The sequence below is a fragment of the Agromyces cerinus genome, from assembly GCF_016907835.1.
In the GTDB taxonomy this organism is placed as follows: domain Bacteria; phylum Actinomycetota; class Actinomycetes; order Actinomycetales; family Microbacteriaceae; genus Agromyces; species Agromyces nitratus.
The window spans coordinates 2,971,064-2,989,281 of sequence record NZ_JAFBCT010000001.1; the positions used below are offsets into that span (position 1 = coordinate 2,971,064).

General features: G+C 69.3%; 20 protein-coding genes. 12 read left to right on the plus strand and 8 right to left on the minus strand.

From position 1 onward, the window contains the following. Positions 1 to 4 precede the first annotated feature (4 nt). Positions 5 to 1,501 (minus strand): HNH endonuclease signature motif containing protein, encoded by a 1,497-nt coding sequence (locus tag JOE59_RS13860; RefSeq protein ID WP_204461331.1) that lies wholly within the window; start codon positions 1,499 to 1,501, stop codon positions 5 to 7. Positions 1,502 to 1,622: 121 nt separating this feature from the next. Here JOE59_RS13860 and JOE59_RS13865 point away from each other — a divergent pair, with 121 nt between their 5' ends. After that, positions 1,623 to 1,946 (plus strand): pyrophosphohydrolase domain-containing protein, encoded by a 324-nt coding sequence (locus JOE59_RS13865; protein WP_204461334.1) that lies wholly within the window; start codon positions 1,623 to 1,625, stop codon positions 1,944 to 1,946. A 27-nt stretch (positions 1,947 to 1,973) separates the two neighbouring features. Here the strand turns inward: JOE59_RS13865 and JOE59_RS13870 are convergent, their stop codons facing one another. Together JOE59_RS13870 and JOE59_RS13875 are read right to left on the minus strand one after the other, a co-directional pair. Further along, positions 1,974 to 2,534, minus strand: coding sequence for a ribonuclease FAU-1 family protein (locus tag JOE59_RS13870; protein WP_204461335.1), 561 nt, complete (start codon positions 2,532 to 2,534; stop codon positions 1,974 to 1,976). Positions 2,535 to 2,571: 37 nt separating this feature from the next. Further along, on the minus strand, positions 2,572 to 4,482 hold the full coding sequence (locus tag JOE59_RS13875; protein ID WP_204461337.1) for an NAD(P)-binding protein: 1,911 nt from the start codon (positions 4,480 to 4,482) through the stop codon (positions 2,572 to 2,574). 210 nt (positions 4,483 to 4,692) lie between these two features. Here JOE59_RS13875 and rlmC point away from each other — a divergent pair, with 210 nt between their 5' ends. Further along, positions 4,693 to 5,817: a 23S rRNA (uracil(747)-C(5))-methyltransferase RlmC gene (gene rlmC, locus JOE59_RS13880; RefSeq protein ID WP_204461339.1), complete on the plus strand. Its 1,125-nt coding sequence runs from the start codon at positions 4,693 to 4,695 to the stop codon at positions 5,815 to 5,817. A gap of 58 nt (positions 5,818 to 5,875) precedes the next feature. On the opposite strand, the gene JOE59_RS19010 is transcribed toward rlmC, so the two are convergent. Next, a complete protein-coding gene (locus tag JOE59_RS19010; RefSeq protein WP_275581168.1) occupies positions 5,876 to 5,998 on the minus strand; it encodes a hypothetical protein in 123 nt (40 codons plus the stop codon). A gap of 170 nt (positions 5,999 to 6,168) precedes the next feature. Between JOE59_RS19010 and JOE59_RS13885 the strand changes: the two genes are divergently transcribed. Beyond that, positions 6,169 to 6,420, plus strand: coding sequence for a hypothetical protein (locus JOE59_RS13885; RefSeq protein WP_204461341.1), 252 nt, complete (start codon positions 6,169 to 6,171; stop codon positions 6,418 to 6,420). A 107-nt stretch (positions 6,421 to 6,527) separates the two neighbouring features. Here JOE59_RS13885 and proC read toward each other — a convergent pair whose 3' ends face one another. Further along, positions 6,528 to 7,379, minus strand: coding sequence for a pyrroline-5-carboxylate reductase (proC, locus tag JOE59_RS13890; protein ID WP_204461343.1), 852 nt, complete (start codon positions 7,377 to 7,379; stop codon positions 6,528 to 6,530). 81 nt (positions 7,380 to 7,460) lie between these two features. On the opposite strand from proC, the gene JOE59_RS13895 reads away from it, so the two are divergent. Together JOE59_RS13895 and JOE59_RS13900 are read left to right on the plus strand one after the other, a co-directional pair. Then, positions 7,461 to 8,423 (plus strand): cation diffusion facilitator family transporter, encoded by a 963-nt coding sequence (locus tag JOE59_RS13895; RefSeq protein ID WP_179551937.1) that lies wholly within the window; start codon positions 7,461 to 7,463, stop codon positions 8,421 to 8,423. Further along, a complete protein-coding gene (locus JOE59_RS13900) occupies positions 8,420 to 9,148 on the plus strand; it encodes a glutamine amidotransferase-related protein (protein WP_204461345.1) in 729 nt (242 codons plus the stop codon). Before JOE59_RS13895 ends, JOE59_RS13900 begins: the two co-directional genes overlap by 4 nt. Before the next feature lie 121 nt (positions 9,149 to 9,269). Here JOE59_RS13900 and JOE59_RS13905 read toward each other — a convergent pair whose 3' ends face one another. Further along, positions 9,270 to 10,055: an SDR family NAD(P)-dependent oxidoreductase gene (locus JOE59_RS13905; protein WP_204461347.1), complete on the minus strand. Its 786-nt coding sequence runs from the start codon at positions 10,053 to 10,055 to the stop codon at positions 9,270 to 9,272. A 115-nt stretch (positions 10,056 to 10,170) separates the two neighbouring features. On the opposite strand from JOE59_RS13905, the gene JOE59_RS13910 reads away from it, so the two are divergent. Then, positions 10,171 to 10,791, plus strand: a complete 621-nt coding sequence (locus tag JOE59_RS13910; protein ID WP_204461348.1) for a TetR family transcriptional regulator — start codon at positions 10,171 to 10,173, stop codon at positions 10,789 to 10,791. On the opposite strand, the gene tadA is transcribed toward JOE59_RS13910, so the two are convergent. Further along, positions 10,778 to 11,245, minus strand: a complete 468-nt coding sequence (tadA, locus tag JOE59_RS13915) for a tRNA adenosine(34) deaminase TadA (protein ID WP_307837079.1) — start codon at positions 11,243 to 11,245, stop codon at positions 10,778 to 10,780. The two genes, JOE59_RS13910 and tadA, sit on opposite strands and share 14 nt — an antisense overlap. A gap of 45 nt (positions 11,246 to 11,290) precedes the next feature. Between tadA and upp the strand changes: the two genes are divergently transcribed. Continuing rightward, on the plus strand, positions 11,291 to 11,926 hold the full coding sequence (upp, locus tag JOE59_RS13920; protein ID WP_204461349.1) for a uracil phosphoribosyltransferase: 636 nt from the start codon (positions 11,291 to 11,293) through the stop codon (positions 11,924 to 11,926). A gap of 498 nt (positions 11,927 to 12,424) precedes the next feature. After that, on the plus strand, positions 12,425 to 13,219 hold the full coding sequence (locus JOE59_RS13925) for a winged helix-turn-helix domain-containing protein (RefSeq protein ID WP_204461350.1): 795 nt from the start codon (positions 12,425 to 12,427) through the stop codon (positions 13,217 to 13,219). Here JOE59_RS13925 and JOE59_RS13930 read toward each other — a convergent pair. Continuing rightward, positions 13,165 to 13,920, minus strand: coding sequence for a hypothetical protein (locus tag JOE59_RS13930; RefSeq protein ID WP_204461351.1), 756 nt, complete (start codon positions 13,918 to 13,920; stop codon positions 13,165 to 13,167). The genes JOE59_RS13925 and JOE59_RS13930 overlap by 55 nt on opposite strands. 42 nt (positions 13,921 to 13,962) lie before the next feature. On the opposite strand from JOE59_RS13930, the gene JOE59_RS13935 reads away from it, so the two are divergent. From JOE59_RS13935 to JOE59_RS13950, 4 genes are all read left to right on the plus strand, one after another. Next, the gene (locus JOE59_RS13935) at positions 13,963 to 14,268 is read left to right on the plus strand and encodes a hypothetical protein (protein WP_204461352.1); all 306 of its coding nucleotides are present in this window, start codon (positions 13,963 to 13,965) and stop codon (positions 14,266 to 14,268) included. A gap of 274 nt (positions 14,269 to 14,542) precedes the next feature. Further along, entirely contained in the window at positions 14,543 to 14,986 is a 444-nt protein-coding gene (locus tag JOE59_RS13940; protein ID WP_204461355.1) for a MarR family winged helix-turn-helix transcriptional regulator, read from the plus strand. A 112-nt stretch (positions 14,987 to 15,098) separates the two neighbouring features. Continuing rightward, a complete protein-coding gene (locus tag JOE59_RS13945) occupies positions 15,099 to 16,550 on the plus strand; it encodes an anaerobic C4-dicarboxylate transporter family protein (protein WP_204461356.1) in 1,452 nt (483 codons plus the stop codon). 65 nt (positions 16,551 to 16,615) lie between these two features. Then, a complete protein-coding gene (locus tag JOE59_RS13950) occupies positions 16,616 to 17,971 on the plus strand; it encodes a M20/M25/M40 family metallo-hydrolase (protein WP_204461357.1) in 1,356 nt (451 codons plus the stop codon). Positions 17,972 to 18,218: the final 247 nt, after the last annotated feature.

Consider the following 18,218-nt stretch of genomic DNA (forward strand, 5'->3'; position numbering starts at 1 on the left):
CAGGTCACGCCGCAGCGACCCTGGCCACTCGAGCCACGGGCGCCACGGGTGCACCGCTCGCTCCATACCTCGGCAATCGTCGCCGATTGCCGGGGCGTGGTCGCTGCTGCGGATCGAGATGCACCGGAGGGGTGAACCACGTCTGCGCATCGCGCACCGTGATGACCCAGCCGTCGTCATGCACGCGGTGATGATGGTGCGAGCACAGCATGATGCCGTTGTCGACGTCGGTTCGGCCGCGATGACGCTTCCACCACCTGATGTGATGCGCCTGCGTGTGCGATGGCGGCCGATTGCACGACGGCCAGGCGCAGCCGCCGTCACGCTCGACGAGTGCGAGCTTCTGCGCGGGCGTGAAGAGTCGGGCCGCGCGGCCGAGCTCGAGCGGTTCGGAGCGGTGATCGAGCAACAACGGGCTGATGCCGGCCGCCATCGCCAGCTCGCGTGCGGTCGCGACCGACACCGGCTGATCGATGCCGTCGATCGTGGCACGGCCTCGACCGGTGACGAGCGAGTCAGCGTCGATGCGCGCGACCACCGTGGCCTGTCTGAGCGCCGCGGGCGCCTGCTTCGCCCCGAGCGAGAGTCGAGCGATGTCGGCGAGGGCATCGGCATTCATCTGAGCGATCGTGCGCTGCTCGTCGAAGAGCTCATCGGGCTCACCGAGCACATCGGGCTCGCCATCGGCGCGGGCGTGCTCACCATCGGCCGATGCACCGAACCCGCGCTTCGCATCGCGTGCCCGGTGCAGCTCTGCGCTGACGAGCACCTCGACGGCGAGCTTGATCGGCGCACCGTTCGCCGGATCGAACGCACCCTGCAGTTGGATCATGCCGGCGCGATCCTCCCAGATGCGCAGGCCCCGCTGCGAACGCAGCTCGTCTTCGCGCGGCTTCACCCCGTCGGGGTCGAGTCGCGCCTGCAGCTGCTTGACCAGCCTGGTGAGCCCGTCGACGCCGACCAGCGGCGCCCGCTCGACGAGGAACCGCTCGGCGTCACCGAGTTCGATTCGGTCGGCGCGCACGGCGACGCCGTCGAGGAACCGACGGATCGTGTCGGCAGCATCGACGCACAGCGTGCCGTTCTCCAGACCGAAGGCCAGATGCGGATGCCGTGCCGGCAGCGTCTCGCCGGTGAACGATGCACGCGACGCGGTCGCCTCCCCAACTGCCACGAGCTTGGCCGCGTCGCTGAATCTGCCGCCCGTGACCGACGCGATCAGACGTGCAGGCGAGGCGTAGCCGTGGCGGCGCGCAACATCGTCATCGCCACCCATGCTGGCTCGCCTCGAGAGTTCAGCGGCGCACTTGGCCTGCAGCGCCTGCACACGACGCGACAGCTCGGCCAGCGACTCGGTCACCCGCACCAGCCCGTCGCCGCTCATGGAGCGAACGTCATGCTGCGCATCGATCGATTCGCCCGGCAACGCGTTCGCCCAATCGCCGTCGATCTCGGCGCACGCCGACCGCAACTCGGTGAGTGCGGCGGTCGCATCGGGCATGCCTCATTTTACCGCGGGAGAGACCCGAAATGGAAGGTATGTTCGAGAGAATCTTCTGAGAGTTCCGTGTAAATCGTAGAAACATACGAATCATTCGAGGCGTGTCCGCTACCCTCTCCCCATGGAACTCCATGCCGCCGCAGTAACGGTCGAGTCGGTATCGCGCACCTATGCCGCGAAGTTCGATCTGAACCGCACCGACGAATGGTTCATGCTCAAGCTGCAGGAGGAGGTCGGCGAACTCACTCAGGCATTCGTGGATCTGAAGGGCATGGGGCGCGACCGCGGCTTGAGCGAGGAGGAGAAGCGCGAGGCATTCGCGAACGAATGCGCCGACGTCCTCGCCCACCTGCTCCTCCTGGCTCGCAGCCAGGGCGTCGACCTCACCGCCGCGATCGAGGCGAAGTGGCTTCGCTGGACCGAGGCACCTACCCAGCCGTCATGATGCCGCCCGCGACCGCCGCTCCGGACGTCAGCCGAGTCGCACCAACCGCTCGAGCCACCCCGCAGCCGTCACCCCGTCGAACGGCGCCTCGCGCCGCTGCACCGCCGCCAGCACGGCATCTGCATCGGCACGCGCGCGCGCCACGACCTCGGGCGGGTAGCCGAACTCCACCGAGTGCTCGGCGAACTCGTCCTCGTCGTCGATGAACGCCGGTGCGCCCGTGCGCTCGACCACATCGAGGTCGAGATCGACGTAGGAGACCGTCGAGATCGCGGAGCCCGAGGCATCCGCTCGCCACTCGGGAACCGTCGCGACGTCGACGTAGATGCCGAGCCCCCGCGGATGCCCCGTGTTGAACGCGGCCGCCCAGCCCGCGCGCGGGAAGAGCGACACCGAGTCCCACGTCGCGGTGAACGCGTACCCCGGTCGAGCGAACCGGGTTCCCGCGGGGAACCCGACCCAGTCGCCGTGCGCGTCGGAGCCGAGCCAGCGCCCGTCGAACTCCCAGTGCGGCTGCTCGGGCCACTTCATCGCGCGCACGCGAACGAGTTCTCCGGGAGTGCGGGGGCGGTCGTCGGCGACATTCACGGGATCACCGTATCCGAGGCCCTCCGCCGGCGGCTCCTCAGGCGAGCTCGCTGACGGCACGGCTCGCCTCGTCGACGGCAGCGTGCGTGTACCCGAAGGCCGCGGCATCCGAGTTCGCGATCGTGATGCTGCCGTGCGAGCGCCGAGCGACGTTGAACGGCTGCTGCTCGATCGACTCGAAGATCGCAGGGTCGGCGATCGAGTTGTACTCGTACGCGTAGCCATGCGACCAGCGGTTGACGGTGATGGCCTTGATGTCCCGCTTCGCCTCGAATCCGGAGTCGCCGAGCGATCGCTGCATGAGGTCCCGGATGTCCCGTTCGAAATCGGCGAATGACACCCCGAGCAACTCCCGACGGCCCGCCTTGTGCTGCTCGCGAGTGATGCGCTCACCGGGCAGGTTCGGCGTCTTCGACAGGCTGACCACGATGGGATCTTCCGGCGACCTCGCCGAGCGGTATCCGCCGAGTTCGGTCGGTGTGGCGAGCCCGACGCTGTCCCAGAAGTGGTTGTACGGCGTCACGCGCGAGACCCCGGCGTTCGCGAACGACGTCCAGTTGCCGATCGCGACGCGGGCGTAGACCAGCGGCACCTTCACGCCATAGCGCATCGCCTCGACCTGTTCCGGCGGGAGCCCGTCGACGATGTACGACGAGACCGCGTTCCAGCACGCCATGACCACGTGCTTCGACTCGACCTGGTAGGCGCGGCCGTCGGTGACATAGGTGACGTCGACCGGGCCGGAGGTCCCCTCGCGGTGGCGCACGCTCGTGCCCATGCTGTTGAGCCGCACGCGGACCGGCGACTTCGGGTGATCGAGCAGGGCGTAGCTGGCCGACGCGCCGATGACGCTCTCCATCGTCTGTGGTCCGCCGAACGCCTGCGGGATCAGGCGCGAGACGAGGAGCCGCGACACGGTCGCTCCGCCGTCGGGGAAGTAGTAGAGCTCCTCATCACTCGTCGTGAGGGACATGGCCGGCGTGCGGCCGATGCCGTTGTACGGTTCGGGGCTGAGGCCGAGGCCGCCGAACCCGGGAAAGCCGACGCCCCAGCAGTCGCCGGCGGGCACGGCCTCGATGCCGGTGCCCCACAGTCCGTGCGGGCGCTTCTGGTAGTAGACGAGGGCCTCGTCGCCGACGCCGAGCAGGTTCTGCAGGTACTCGCGGTACGTCATCCGCGCCAGCGCCTGCTTCTTCTCGGCGTCGCTCATCCCGGGGAGCACATCCGCCGAGGCCGTCTCGACCCTCATGATGTCGTCACGCGCCTGCTGCGAGAGCGGCAGTCGCCCGACGAGTGAAGAAGTCGACTCGCCCGGGGCACGGCGGAGGAACGTGTCGGCGCCGAACGACTCCTCGGGGAAGAAGTACCCGTTCGTGAGCCCTTGGCTCCCGTAGAAGCCGGTGTCGACGCCCTCAGCCAGCTCGGCGAAGTCGATGCCGAGGTCGTCCATCAGTTCGAGGGACGGAGCGTTCCAGGTGTCGGGGCTGTCGAGGTTGACCATGCCGCCGTTGCTGAGCAAAGTCTGCCCCCGCACGGAGAACTCGTTGCGGTGCTGGTGCCCGCCGAAGTCGGCGAGCGCCTCGATGACGAGGATCCGGGCGTCGTCGCCGAACCGCTTCCGATAGAAGTGGGCGGCGGCCAGGCCGCTCACCCCGCCACCGACGACCACGAGGTCGTAGGCCTCGCGCAACACCTTCGGCGCGCCGAAGTCGGCGCCTCCGAACGTGCCGCCGTGTCCCGCGGCGCGGGCGGCGTCCGTCTGTCCGACGAGGCCGGTCTGCCGCGGCCGGCTCGCGGCCATGCCGCCGCCACCGGCCTGCGCATGGGCCGCCCCTCCGGGCACGGCCGTGAGCGCTGCCGCACCGGCCGCCACGGCCATGCCGTTCAGCAGATCGCGTCGGCTGATTCCGGCCGACATCCCGAGTTCATCGTCTCCGTGCTTCGCCATGTCGACTCCAGTCGCTCAATGCCTCGTCCGTCCCCGCAGGCTAGTGACCGCTTCGAAGCGGGGTCAACGAATTCGTTGAACAATCTGCGATATCAGTCCGTTTCATCCGTGAACAGGCTCCGTGCCGACGGATTCCGAAGCACTTCGTGAATGGGCGTTCCGAAAACGGGCCTGAGCCGCCGGAGCCCGAACGCGCCTACGCTGGAACCCGTGGACTGCTCCTACTTCGACGCCGGGCGCTGCCGGTCGTGCTCGCTCATGGGGCAGCCCTACGAGACGCAACTCGCCGACAAGCAGCGGCATGCCGAAGATCTCCTGCAGGCGCACGCCGGCCTCGACTGGCTGGCGCCGATCGGCAGCCGCGAAGACGGCTACCGCAACAAGGCGAAGATGGTGATCGGCGGCACGACGGCGGCCCCGACGATCGGCATCCTCGACGCCGACGGGCACGGCATCGACCTCGAGGCGTGCGGCATCTGCTCCCCCGGCCACCGGGCGGCGTTCCCCGTCATCGCGGCGTTCATCACGCGCGCCGGCCTCACGCCCTACGACGTGCCGAGCCGCACCGGCGAGCTCAAGCACCTGATCCTCACCGAATCGCCCGACGGCGAGCTCATGATCCGCTTCGTCGTGCGCTCGACCGAGCCGGTGGGCCGCATCCGCAAGCACCTGCCGTGGCTCCTCGCCGAACTGCCGAACGCCCGCGTCGTCACCGCGAACGTGCTGCCCGAGCACAAGGCCGTGCTCGAAGGCGAGCACGAGATCGTCCTCACCGAGGCCGAGACCCTGCCGATGCGACTCGGCGACGTCACGATGCACCTGCGGCCGCAGAGCTTCTTCCAGACCAACACCGAGATCGCCGAGGCACTCTACGTCGAAGCGCGCGACTGGGTGCGCGCGCTCGCGCCCGACTCGGCGTGGGACCTCTACTCGGGCGTCGGCGGCTTCGCCCTGCACATCGCGGATGCCGCGGCATCCGTCACCGGAATCGAGACGAGCGTCGAGGCCGTCGCGAGCGCCGAGCTCAGCCGAACGGATGCCGCGCTCTCACGTGTGCGGTTCGAGTCCGGCGACGCCACGGCCTTTGCCCTCGGCGCCGAGACTGCCCCCGACCTCGTGATCGTGAACCCGCCCCGGCGGGGCATCGGCCGCGAGCTCAGCGGATGGCTCGAGGCATCCGACGTGCTTCACGTGCTCTACTCGAGCTGCAACGCGGCCTCGCTCGCACGCGACCTCGAGGCGATGCCGTCACTGCGGCCGGTGCGCGGCCGGGTGTTCGACATGTTCCCGCAGACGACGCACTTCGAGGTCATGGTGCTGCTCGAACGGGTCTGACCTCGAGACCCGAGTCGGCGGCCGAACGCCCGGCTGCTCGCGCCCGGCCGCCTCGGCGTCAGCGCTTGCGCGGCTTGACGATGCCGTCGTCGGCCTTCTCGCGCTTCAGTGCTCGTTTCTCTTTCAACGAGAGCTGGGCTTGCTTCTTGGCGGTGTTTCCGCGGGCGTTCTTCTCGGACATGCTGGGCTCGCTTCCCTTCATCAGCTGGCGGGCTTCCGATGACCATAGCCCACCCCCCAGGGGAAGTCACTTCGGCAGCCACCGCCCCGCAACCGCGTTTCGAAACCGGCCCGGTTCAGGCATTTCCTTGAGCGTGGGCTATACTGGCAGGTCACGCCAAAGGAGGCGACATGAAGAGGATCCCTACGTTCCTCGCGACGATGGTCGTCGCGACCTGGCTGTTCATGATCGGCTTCGCAGCCGGTTTCGAGAGTGAACTCGCCGCCCACCCGACGCTCACCCGCGAACACCCCGACGCACTGGTCGCCGGACTCACCATGGGCATCAGCGCCGTCGGCGCCATGCTGGTGATCGTCGCCAGTGTGCGAGTCGCGAAGTCACTGGTCAGGGCACGATCTCGCGAGGTCCCAACGGCGCTGTAGCGCCGGAGCGGCGCTGCGCCGCACATCGCGGCGCGGCGTGCGCCCTCGGGGCGCAGGCACGATGCCTGCACCCCGAGGTGTGCTCAGCCGAGCGCCGGGAGGGCCGCTCAGGCGCCCGCGGCCAGTTCGCGCGCGCGGGCGAGCGCGGCGTCGGTGGCGCGATCGAAGGTCTGCTTGAAGCCGGCCTCCTCGAGCACGGCGACCGCGCGCTCGGTGGTGCCCTTGGGGCTCGTGACGCGGCGGCGCAGCTCGGCGGGCCCGTCGTCGGAGGCGGCGAGCAGCTCGCTCGCCCCGCGGAACGTGCCCTCGACCATGACGGCCGCCTGCTCGGGGGTGAAGCCCTTGTCGACCGCCGCGGCCGTGAGCTGCTCGATCAGGTAGAAGACGTAGGCCGGGCCAGAGCCCGAGATCGTCGAGAGCGCGTCGATCTGCCCCTCGGGCACGACGAGCACCTCGCCGACGGTCTCGAAGAGCGCCACGGCGAGCGCGAGGTCGTCGTCGCTCGACCGGGTACCGGCCGAGACACCCGTGACGGCGCGGCCGACCACGGCCGGGGTGTTCGGCATCGAACGGATCACCGCGACCGACTCGGGCAGCAGCGACTCGAAGGTCGCGACCGTGACCCCGGCCGCGACGCTCACGACGATCGCCCCGGGCTCGAGCGCGTCGGCGATCTCCTCGAGGAGCGCGGGCACCATCGCGGGCTTCACGGCGACGACCACGAGCTTCGCGCCGGCGACGGCCGTGCGGTTGGCCGCGGCATCCGTCTCAGTGGCGTACGCGACGACCCCCGGAAGCGCCGCGAGCTCGGCCGCCTTCTCGGCGCTGCGGTTCGTGGCGCGGATGCCGCCGTCGACCTCGATGCCCGGCTGCAACAGGCCTGTGAGGATGGCGCGGGCCATCGAACCCGCCCCCAGAAACGCGATCGCGGGCAGTCTGACGGGGGCCTCGGCACTCATGCGACCCATCCTAGATTCGGGACCTGATGCTGTGGGGGTGCGTGAATGTCGCACGTCACGCACCCCGTTTAGGATTGCTGCATGAGCGCATCGGGCGGCACCAAGGCAATCATCGCGGCGTTCCTCGCCAATACGGGCATCGCCCTGACGAAGTTCATCGCGTGGTTCTTCTCGGGCTCCGCCTCGATGCTCGCCGAGGGCGTGCACTCGGTCGCCGATGCCGGCAACCAGCTGCTGCTGATCCTCGGCGGCCGCAAGGCGAAGAAGGCGGCCGACAAGGAGCACCCCTTCGGCTACGGCCGCGAGCGCTACGTGTACGCCTTCGTCGTCTCGATCATCCTGTTCTCGGTCGGTGGCATCTTCTCGATCTACGAGGGCGTCGACAAGCTGACGCACCCGCACGAGCTCGAGAACGCCTGGCTGCCGCTGCTCGTGCTCTCGATCGCGATCGTGCTCGAGTCGTTCTCGCTGCGCACCGCGGTCAAGGAGTCGAACCACATCCGCGGTCGCCAGAGCTGGGTGCAGTTCGTGCGCCGGGCGAAGGCGCCCGAGCTGCCCGTCGTGCTGCTCGAAGACGTCGCGGCCCTCATCGGCCTCGTCTTCGCGTTCATCGCCGTCGGTCTCACGGTGCTCACCGGCAACCCGGTCTTCGACGCCATCGGCACGCTCATGATCGGCACCCTCCTCGTGCTCGTGGCGATCGTGCTCGGCATCGAGACGAAGTCGCTCCTCGTCGGCGAGGGCGCCAACGACGACGACCTGGCCCGCATCGAGCAGGCGATCCTCGCCGGCCCCGAGGCCGAGCGCATCATCCACATGAAGACCCTCTACCTCGGCCCCGACGAGCTGCTCATCGCCGCGAAGCTCGGGTTCGCAGCCGACCAGCGCCTGCTCGAGGTGGCGGTGGCGACCAACGTGATCGAGCAGCGCATCCGCGACGCGGTGCCGTCGGCGCGCGCCATCTACATCGAACCCGACGTCTACGTCGAGCCGAACCAGCCTGCACCGCCCACCGACGCCATCGTCATCAAGGGCCTCGAGTGACGGCTGCCCGTGGCACCGCCCTGGTGCTGCGCCACGACTCCGCGATCGGCCTCGGCAACCTCGGCCCCACGCTCGAGGCGCACGGCTACGAGATCGTCACGGTCGACGCCCCGTCGACGGATGTCTCTGCACTCGACGCCCTCGCGCCCGACCTCGTCGTGGTGCTCGGCGGCGACGAGGGCGCATACGAGATCGACCGGTATCCGTACCTCGCCGACGAGATCGCGCTGCTCCGCACCCGCATCGACGCCGAGGCGCCGATCTTCGGCGTGTGCCTCGGCGCGCAGCTGCTCGCCAGCTCGCTCGGAGCCGAGGTCTTCAAGGGCCCGAAGAAGGAGGTCGGCTGGCTGACCGTCGAGCCGACCGAGGCCGGGGCGAACTCGCCCGTGCGGCACTTCGCCGGGGTGCCGACGGTGCAGTGGCACGGCGACACCTTCGAGCTGCCGGCGGGCGTCGAACGACTCGCCTCGTCGGGCGCCTACGAGAACCAGGCCTTCGCGAAGGGCGAGTGGCTGCTCGCGGTGCAGTTCCACCCCGAGGTCACCGACGAGATCCACGAGGAGTGGCTGCGGGAGTGGGGCGACGAGCTGCCCGACTACGGCCTCAGCCGCGAACAGCTGCGCGAGGAGCGTGCGTCGTTCGGGCCACTCGCGCAGGAGGCATCCGCTCGGCTGCTCGGCGACTACCTCGAGGGGCTCGCAGCGCGCGTCGCGCGAGCCTCGTAGCCTCGCGCCCGGCCGGTCGAGTAGCGACGCAGGAGCGTATCGAGACCCGGTGACGCGGTCATCTGACCGGACACCGGGGTCTCGATACGGCGCTGGCGCGCTACTCGACCGACGATTCGGACTAGAAGTGCGTGCCGCCGTCGATGCGCACCTCGGTGCCGGTGATGAACGCACCGTCTTCGCTCGCGAGCATCGCGACGACGCCGGCGACGGTCTCGGGGCTGGCCATGCCCTGCGCGATCGCCGGGGTGAGCTTCATGAAGAGGCTGAAGTCGGCGTCGGCGGGCAGGCCGGGGCCCTGGCTCTGCTTGCTCTCGCCGCTGCCGTCGGTCATGCCCGACGAGATCGAGCCCGGCTGCACCGAGTTGAAGCGGATGCCCTGCTTGCCGTATTCGGCGGCGAGCGCGTGGGTCATCGACTGCACGCCGCCCTTGCTGGCCGCGTAGGCCGACATGTACGGATGCGCGAAGGCGGCCGACGTCGAGCTGAAATTCACGACCGCGGCGCCGTTGCCCTCGAGGAGGGCGGGGATCGACTCGCGGATCATGAGGAAGGTGCCGACGAGGTTCACGTTGATGACCTGCTGGAACTGCTCGAGCGTGGTCTCGTGCGTGTGCGACGAGCGGAGGATGCCGGCGGCGTTGACGAGCACGTCGAGCCCGCCGAGCGCCTGCACGGCTGCCGCTACGCCCTCGCGCACGGATGCCTCGTCGGAGATGTTCACGACGACGGTCGTGAGGCGATCGGCGGCGTCGCCGGCCTTCGCCACGGTGTCGGCGAGGCCGGCCTCGCTGACATCGGCGGCGACGACGCTGCCGCCCTCGGCGAGCATTCGGAGCACGGTGGCCTGGCCGATGCCGGAGCCTCCGCCGGTGACGATGGCGCGGCGTCCTTCATAACGGTTCATGACTGTTGACCTTTCAGGGTTCGGGAAGATATAGGACACGCTACGCCACACTGACACGTTGTGCCAGTGTGGCGATGAGCGCCATGTTGACGCGGTCATCGCGTACGCTTCGAACGTGGACGAGAAACCCCCGACGCTGACCGAACGCCGCAAGGCCGCGACCCAGCTCGAGCTCGCCCGCGCCGCCGCCCGCCTCTTCACCGATCGCGGCCCCGACGCGACGACCGCCGAGGAGATCGCGGCCGCCGGCGGTGTGGCACTGCGCACCTTCTACCGCTACTTCCGCACGAAGGAGGATGCCGTCGCGCCGCTCCTCACCGTCGGCGCCGACCACTGGCGGGCGCTGCTCGCGGCATCCGACCGCTCGGTCGACCCGCTCACGGCGATCGAGCGCGCCATCACCGAGGCCCTCACGCCTCCCGGTGACGACCTCGAGGGAGTGCACTGGACTCGCGGCCTCCTGCGCGCCGGTGTCGACGACCCCGCCCTCATGAACGTCTGGTACCGGGTCAACCGCGAATCCGAGACGAAGCTGCGCGGCGTGATCCTCGAGCTCGGCGGGCCGTCCGTCGACGACTCGACTGCGCGACTCGTCGCCGCAGCGGCCACCGACGCGATCCGCATCGCGCTCGAGGCGTGGGCCGAGACGGATGACCCCGAGCTCGGGCCGGGCTCGCCGGCCGAACGGGCCGTGCAGAACTTCCGGCGCCTCTCGGCGGGTCTCACGAGCGCCTGAGCGGGTCCTCGAAGAAGTCGAGCAGCAGCCGGGCGGCGGCATCCGCCTCGACGCCGGCGAACACCTCGACCCGGTGATTGAGCCTGCGGTCGCGCAGCACGTCGTAGAGCGAACCGGCGGCTCCGGCCTTCTCGTCCCAGGCGCCGAACACGACGGTCGGGATGCGGGCCGCGAGGATCGCCCCGGCGCACATGACGCAGGGCTCCAGCGTGACGACGAGCGTGCAGTCGGTGAGCCGCCAGTCGCCCGTGGCCTCGGCGGCCGAGCGGAGCGCCAGGAGCTCGGCGTGCGCGGTCGGGTCCCCATGCAGCTCGCGCTCGTTGCGACGTGCGGCGACGACCTCGCCGGCGGCGTCGACGACGATCGCACCGACCGGCACATCGCGCGTCGCGGGCGCCTGAGCGGCCTCGGCGAGCGCGAGGCGCATCCACTCCCGGTGCTGCGGCAGCTCCACGATCACTCCCTCCGCGCGACGACCCTGCGAACTAGACTCGAGCCTATGCGAGTCCACGTTGCCGACCACCCGCTCATCACCCACAAGCTGACGGTGCTCCGCGACGTGAACACCCCGTCGCCGGTGTTCCGCTCGCTCGTCGAAGAGCTCATGACCCTGCTCGCCTACGAGGGCACGCGCGGCGTGCGGGTCGAGCCGGTCGACATCGTCACCCCGGTCGCCCCCACCACCGGCGTGCGCATCGCCGACCCGAAGCCGCTCATCGTGCCGATCCTCCGCGCGGGGCTCGGCATGCTCGAGGGCATGGTGAAGCTCGTGCCCACGGCCGAGGTCGGCTTCCTGGGCATGGCACGCAACGAAGAGACGCTCGAGCCCACCACCTACGCCGAGCGCCTGCCCGACGACCTCAGCGACCGCCAGTGCTTCGTGCTCGACCCGATGCTCGCCACGGGCGGCTCGCTCATCGCAGCGATCGAGTTCCTGCTGAAGCGCGGGGCGACGGATGTCACGGCGATCTGCATCCTCGCAGCCCCCGAGGGACTCGCGGCGGTCGAGCAGGCCATGCAGGGCCGCGGCGAAGTGACCGTCGTGCTCGGCGCCGTCGACGAGCGCCTCAACGAACTCGGCTACATCGTGCCCGGCCTCGGCGACGCGGGCGATCGCCTGTACGGCACGGTATAGCCCCGCCGCGAATCCCGTCCGCCGAAGGATCTTCGAGCCTCGACACGCCGAGGCGAGAATCCGACGCGGAAGATTTCTGAAACTGCGTGTTCATCGCAGAATCTTGCAAGCATCGCGATGGGCTGACTGATCCTGCCGGATGCCTCTCGGCAGCGCGCACCGCGTGCGACGAACACCCCCGGTCATAGATCGTCACGAATTGACACATGCTCGGTGATCGGTTTGACTGACGCTCATGACAGACACCGCACGCAACCTGACCGCCCACGGCGCTCTCAGGACGACCGGCATGATGATGCCGGCACGTGCAGCCATGTGTTGTCGAATGTGCCGCTGACCGCGACCCCACCGCCGAGTTCCGCAGCCGATCCGCACCCAGATCGACGCCGACTCCTCTGAACCCACCGCATCCGGGGGTTCGCCCGGCCGTCCGGCCATTCGCTCAGACCCCGACTCCAGGGGTCCGTCGCTGCACCCTTCACGCAAGGATTCTCCGTCATGTCTCTCGCACTCGCACCCGCTCCCATCCGCACCGTCCAGGCCCGCACCGCACCGTCGCTCGCCGCAGCGCCGACGCACGTGTCGGCCCCGCTCCGCTCCGTGCCCGCCGAAGTCGCGCAGGCCGCCTCCGTCACGTCGCCCGACACCGCGACGGCAGCCCGCAGCCCGCGGGTCCGCGCCGTACCCGAGGGCACCGAAGCGCGCGGCTTCGTGCTCTACGTCGGCATCGACGAAGCCAAGGCCCTCTCCGACGGCACCACCCTTCACCGCATCGTCGAGGCGCTGCGCACGCTCACGGCCGAGGTCTCCCCCTCCGCCGAGACGTACGCCGCGGTGGCACTCGCTCCCGAAGGGGCCGGCGGCCGCGATGTCGACGTCGTCCGCCTCGCCCTGCAGGACCCGTCAGCACTCGCCAAGCAGCGCGAGGGACAGGGCACCCGCGACGACGCCGACCGGCACCCCAACGGCGTGATCATCGACATCTCGCGCAAGCGCGTGCTGCTCGACGGCGAGGCCGCGGGCCTCACCTACAAGGAGTTCGAACTGCTGCAGTACCTCGTGCTGCGCGAGGGCCGCACGATCGACCGCCACGAGCTCATCGACAGCCTCTGGGATGCCGACGACGAGGCCCCGAGCGAGCGCACCATCGACGTGCACGTGCGTCGCCTGCGCTCGAAGCTCGCGCACTACCAGGACATCGTGCGCACCGTTCGCGGTGTCGGCTACCGCTTCGACCGTCACGCGGATGTCTCGATCCGCCAGGCGTCGACGCCCTCCCCCGACCTGTACTGAGGCCGTTCGCGGTTCCTTGGTCGGATCCGCGGCGCTACGCTGACCTCGACGAGGGAGGTCGGATGCCGCTGGGCTTCTCCGTGCAGCGCGTGGATCTGCCGCGCCGGGCAGATCCGCACCCTGCCTACCCCTCGCACCTTCGCCGCCTTCCCGACGCCACCCTCGTCACCACTTGGATCGAGGGAACCGCTGCGGTGCGCCTTGCCGTCATCGATCCTCGAAGCGGGGCGGTGACGGTCCGCAAGGGGATCCGGGGACAACTTCGAGACGTCGTCGTCTCCGAGGCCGGCGATCGTGCGTGGCTCTTCTGTACGAACGGGGTACACGAGTTCGACGTCGCGACATCGACGGTGCGACGCACGCTGACGAAAGGACTCGGCGTCGAGGCGTCCCGCCCGCTGCGCCTCGACGAGGACACGGTCCTGCTCGTGCAGCGTTTCGCGGCGACGTCTGCGATCGTGTCGCTCGAACGCATGGAGGTGATCGGCAGATTGCGTTTCGACCGCCCCGACTTCGTGCACCGACGCGGTGACCACCGCATGCTCCTGAGCTTCGCGGACGGTCGCGGCCGAACACTCGGCGCGGACAACCGCCTCGTGCGGGGCGGCGGAATCGGCGTCCCGATCGGGATCACCGCGATCGACCTGGGTGATCGCATCGCCGTCGTCTCCGGCACGCGGCATGCTTGGCAGAACCCGCACGGTCTCGACCCTGAACGCTTCGCCCGAGTGGAGCCGGAGGGCGTGGTCGCGATGCTCGATCCCACCACGTTCGCCGTCACTCGACGCGGGGCGAACCTCGGGATGCGCCGGCTCATCGGCCCGGACGACGCGGGACGACTCGTCGGAACGGATTTCGAGTTCCAGGAGCGCGGGCGGCGATTGATCATCTCGGACCGCGATGGCGACCGGCTGATCGGTGAACTCGTCTTCGACGAGCCGGTGCTCGAAGGCATCGCCCTGGATGGGACATCCGTCGCCATCAATCACGATGCCGGAGTCGGCTCCGCACTTCCCTACATCTCCATCGCGAACTGGTCCGAAAAATAACGGAACGATAACTAGCGCCTGTTACCGATCCGTTATATATTCGGAACTGCGCCGCTTGTTTGCTGTGGCAGGCGGCGCGGAATGTGATTGCAGGACACTCTTGGTGCAAGGGAGAGGGCCGGTCGTCAGCCTCTACGACCGGCCCTCAACCGAATCCTCCCGGCGACGGTCGAGGGCACGCAACCGAATCCTCCCGGCGACGGTCGAGGGCACGCAACCGATTCCTCCCGAGGTTCCCTATTGTGGGATCAGCCCACAATCGGAAGGACCCCGCATGGCAGATCGCGCGATCACGGTGGCCGCTTGGGAATCACTGTTCCGTGCGCAGGTCTCGATCATGCGCGCACTCGCGGCCGAGTTCCCGAGCGAGGTCATCTCGCTCAACGAGTACGACGTGCTCTTCAACATCACCCGTGCTCCGGGCCGGCGCCTGCGCCTCAAAGACCTGAACCAGAACGTGCTCATCACCCAGCCGAGCGTGAGCCGGCTCGTCGATCGCCTCACGGCCCGCGGGCTCGTCGCGAAGCTGCCCGACCCGCGCGACGGCCGAGGCACGATCGTCGCGATCACCGATGAGGGCTTCGACCTCTTCCGCCGGGTCGCGATCACGCACATGGAGGCGATCAATCGCCAGTTCGGCGACAGCCTGTCCGAAGACGAGCTCCGAACGCTCGCCGACCTCTGCAATCGGCTGCGCCCCGAACTCGACCGGGCCTGACACCCGGCCGATCCGCGGAATCACGCGCGAGAACTCGGTATAGACGAGCGGCTCTCCACAGCGTTACTCTCAGCTCAGACAGTGGGTCTGGCTGGGTTCCTGGGGGGAAGTCATGGACATCGTGCTCGTCATCATGCAAGCCTGCATCGTCATCGGCGCGATCGTGCTCGGTGTCCGGACCGGCGGCATCGGCCTGGGACTCTGGGGCGTCGTCGGCACGGTGATCCTCGTGTTCGTCTTCCAACTGCCACCGGGCGCCATCCCGATCGACGCGTTCTTCATCATCATCGCGGTGATCACGGCATCATCGGCCATGCAGGCGGCCGGCGGCATCGACTACCTCGTGGCCATCGCGTCGAAGATCATCCAGCGCAATCCCAAGCGGCTCACCTACGTCGCGCCGCTCGTGGCGTTCGTCTTCACCGTGCTCTCGGGCACCTCGAACATCTTCTTCGCACTGATCCCCGTGATCTACGAGACGGCGTACCGCAACGGGCAACGACCGGAACGGGCTCTCGCTGCTTCGACGGTCACCTCGGGCCTCGGCATCACCGCGAGCCCCGTGTCCGCGGCGATGGCGGCCTACCTCGTGCTCATGGACGGCACCGGCTACGGACTGCCGCAGATCCTCCTCATCACGGTGCCCGCGGCGATCGTCGCCTGCATCGTCACCTCGCTCGTGCAGCAGCGCGTCGGCAAAGACCTGCTCGACGACCCGGTGTTCCTGAAGCGCGTCGCCGACGGCACCGTCGAGGTGCCCGCTGCGCTGAAGGCCCGCTACGCGGCCAAGATCGGCGGCGGCGCACCGGTCACGGCAGGCAGCTCCGGCACCGGCACGGCGACGGCGACCGGCGGTTCGGATGCCGCGGCAGACGTGCCGCCCGCCCGCATCGAGCACCCCGTGCCCCCGGGCGGCGCGACCGCCGCGTGGATCTTCGTGACCGGCACCCTGCTGATCGTGCTGCTCGGCCTCTTCCCGGGTCTGCGCCCGGCCTTCCCCGACGAGGAGGGCGAGCTCGTGCCGCTCGGCATGTCGACCATCATCGAGATGATCATGTTCACGGTGGCCCTCGTGATCATCCTCGTGCGCAAGGTCAAGCCGTCACTGGTGGTCGAGCAGCCCCTGCTGCGGGCCGGCTTCGTCGCCGCGGTCGCGCTGTTCGGCATCGCCTGGATGGCCGACACCTTCATCTCCGCCAACGAGGAGACGATCATCGAACCGCTCGGCGCGATGATCGAGGCGAACCCGCTGCTCCTGGCCGTCGCGCTCTTCATCGTCTGCGGCCTCACCACGAGCCAGTCGGCGACGACGAACACGATGATCCCGATCGCCCTGGCCGCCGGACTCGCCCCGGGCGTCATCACGGCGATGTGGCCCTCGCTCATCGGCGTCTGGCTGTTCCCGGCCAACGGCTCGCAGATCGCCGCCGTCGAGACCGACCTCACGGGGTCGACGAAGCTGACCCAGGTGCCGGTCTGGCACTCGTTCACGATCCCGATGCTCGTGTCATGGGTCGCCGTCGTCGGATCGGGCCTCCTGATCCAGCTCATCGTCCCCGCCTGACTCGGCGCCGAGTCACGACGACCGGCGCCCGAAGCTTCCCTACCATCCAGCCGAGGAGGAACCCCATGACCGACGCCGCCGACGTGAAGTCCGCCGCAGCGCAGTTGATGCCCGAGGTGCTCGAGCACCTCGAGAGGCTCGTGCGCATCCCATCCGTCGCGTTCCCGGGGTTCGACCCCGAGCCCGTGCACCGCATGGGGGCGGCCGTCGTCGAGCTCTTCGAAGCGGCGGGAGCGGCGGGCGTGAAGCTGCTCGACGTGCCCGACGGCTACCCGTGCGTCTACGCGGACCTGCCCGGCCCCGAGGGCTCGCCGACCGTGCTGCTCTACGCCCACTACGACGTGCAGCCGGCCGCCGAGAGCCAGGGCTGGTCGACCGAGCCGTTCGAGCCCGTCACCAAGGACGACGGTCGCATCTACGGTCGCGGAGCCGCCGACGACAAGTCGGGCCTCGTCATCCACTACGGCACCCTGAAGCTCCTCGGTGCCGATCGGCCGTGTCACGTGAAGATCCTCGTCGAGGGCGAGGAGGAGACGATCTCCCACCTCGAGGCGTTCGTCGAGGCGAACCCCGAGCTCTTCGCCGCCGACGCCTACGTCATCGCCGACATCGGCCCGCAGCGCGTCGGCCGGCCGGGTCTCACGACCGCGCTCCGAGGGGATGTCGCCTGCACGGTGACCGTGCGCACCCTCGGCAACCCCGTGCACTCGGGCATGTTCGGCGGAGCGGCCCCCGACGCCATGACGGCGATGATCCGCATCCTCGACACGCTCCACGACGAGCACGGCGACACGGTCATCCCGGGCGTGGACAGCGGCCACTGGAGCGGCGCCGACATGGAGGAGGACGTCTACCGCGAAGGCTCGGCCATCCTGCCAGGGGTCGACTACCTCGGCACGGGCTCGCTCTCCGACCGCATCTGGGCCAAGCCCTCGGTGACGGTGCTCGGCATGGACCTGCCGAACACCGCAGAGGCATCGAACGTGCTGCTGCCCTCCGTGACCGCGAAGCTCTCGATGCGCATCGTGCCGGGCGCCGACGCCGACGCGCAGCTCGACGCACTCATGGCGCACCTGCGCGCGCAGCGGCCGTGGAACTGCGAGGTCGAGGTCGAGAAGGTGAAGACGGGGCATCCGTTCGCCGTCGACGCCTCGCATCCGGCGATCGTCGCCGCCTCGGCCGCACTCGAAGCGGCCTACGGCGCGCCTGTCGAGTCGATCGGCAGCGGCGCATCCATCCCCCTCGTGGCCTCACTGCAGAAGGTCGCCCCGGGTTCGGCGATCGTGCTCTGGGGTGCTGAAGACACCGCGCAGTCGCGCATCCACGCGTCCGACGAGTCCGTCGACCCCGGCGAGATCGAGCGGATGATCGCCGCGCAGACCCTCTTCATCCAGGGACTCGCGGCGGCCGAACGATCCTGACCGAACCAGCGAGACACGGCCCCGAACGACTCGGCGCGTTCGCCGACCGCGCACGGGTGACGGTGGGGCGGGAACCCTACCTCCCACCCCACCGCGGTCTCCAAGGAGACCACTCCCGCCGAGCGACCCGAACTGAGCCCGGCGAGCTTGTCCCGGCGATCGGAGGAATGCTCCATCGCGCTGCTCGCGGGGGTCAGCGCGGGCAGGTCGGCACGGGGGTCGACTCGGGTCTGCTCGAATCGTAGCC

Bases quoted from the DNA above. Each gene is read 5' to 3' on its own strand.
- JOE59_RS13860 (WP_204461331.1), bottom strand. From the start codon at position 1,501: ATGCCCGATGCGACCGCCGCACTCACCGAGTTGCGGTCGGCGTGCGCC.
- JOE59_RS13865 (WP_204461334.1), top strand. From the start codon at position 1,623: ATGGAACTCCATGCCGCCGCAGTAACGGTCGAGTCGGTATCGCGCACC.
- JOE59_RS13875 (WP_204461337.1), bottom strand. From the start codon at position 4,482: ATGGCGAAGCACGGAGACGATGAACTCGGGATGTCGGCCGGAATCAGC.
- JOE59_RS19010 (WP_275581168.1), bottom strand. From the start codon at position 5,998: ATGTCCGAGAAGAACGCCCGCGGAAACACCGCCAAGAAGCAAGCCCAG.
- JOE59_RS13885 (WP_204461341.1), top strand. From the start codon at position 6,169: ATGAAGAGGATCCCTACGTTCCTCGCGACGATGGTCGTCGCGACCTGG.
- proC (WP_204461343.1), bottom strand. From the start codon at position 7,379: ATGAGTGCCGAGGCCCCCGTCAGACTGCCCGCGATCGCGTTTCTGGGG.
- JOE59_RS13895 (WP_179551937.1), top strand. From the start codon at position 7,461: ATGAGCGCATCGGGCGGCACCAAGGCAATCATCGCGGCGTTCCTCGCC.
- JOE59_RS13905 (WP_204461347.1), bottom strand. From the start codon at position 10,055: ATGAACCGTTATGAAGGACGCCGCGCCATCGTCACCGGCGGAGGCTCC.
- upp (WP_204461349.1), top strand. From the start codon at position 11,291: ATGCGAGTCCACGTTGCCGACCACCCGCTCATCACCCACAAGCTGACG.
- JOE59_RS13925 (WP_204461350.1), top strand. From the start codon at position 12,425: ATGTCTCTCGCACTCGCACCCGCTCCCATCCGCACCGTCCAGGCCCGC.
- JOE59_RS13940 (WP_204461355.1), top strand. From the start codon at position 14,543: ATGGCAGATCGCGCGATCACGGTGGCCGCTTGGGAATCACTGTTCCGT.
- JOE59_RS13945 (WP_204461356.1), top strand. From the start codon at position 15,099: ATGGACATCGTGCTCGTCATCATGCAAGCCTGCATCGTCATCGGCGCG.
- JOE59_RS13950 (WP_204461357.1), top strand. From the start codon at position 16,616: ATGACCGACGCCGCCGACGTGAAGTCCGCCGCAGCGCAGTTGATGCCC.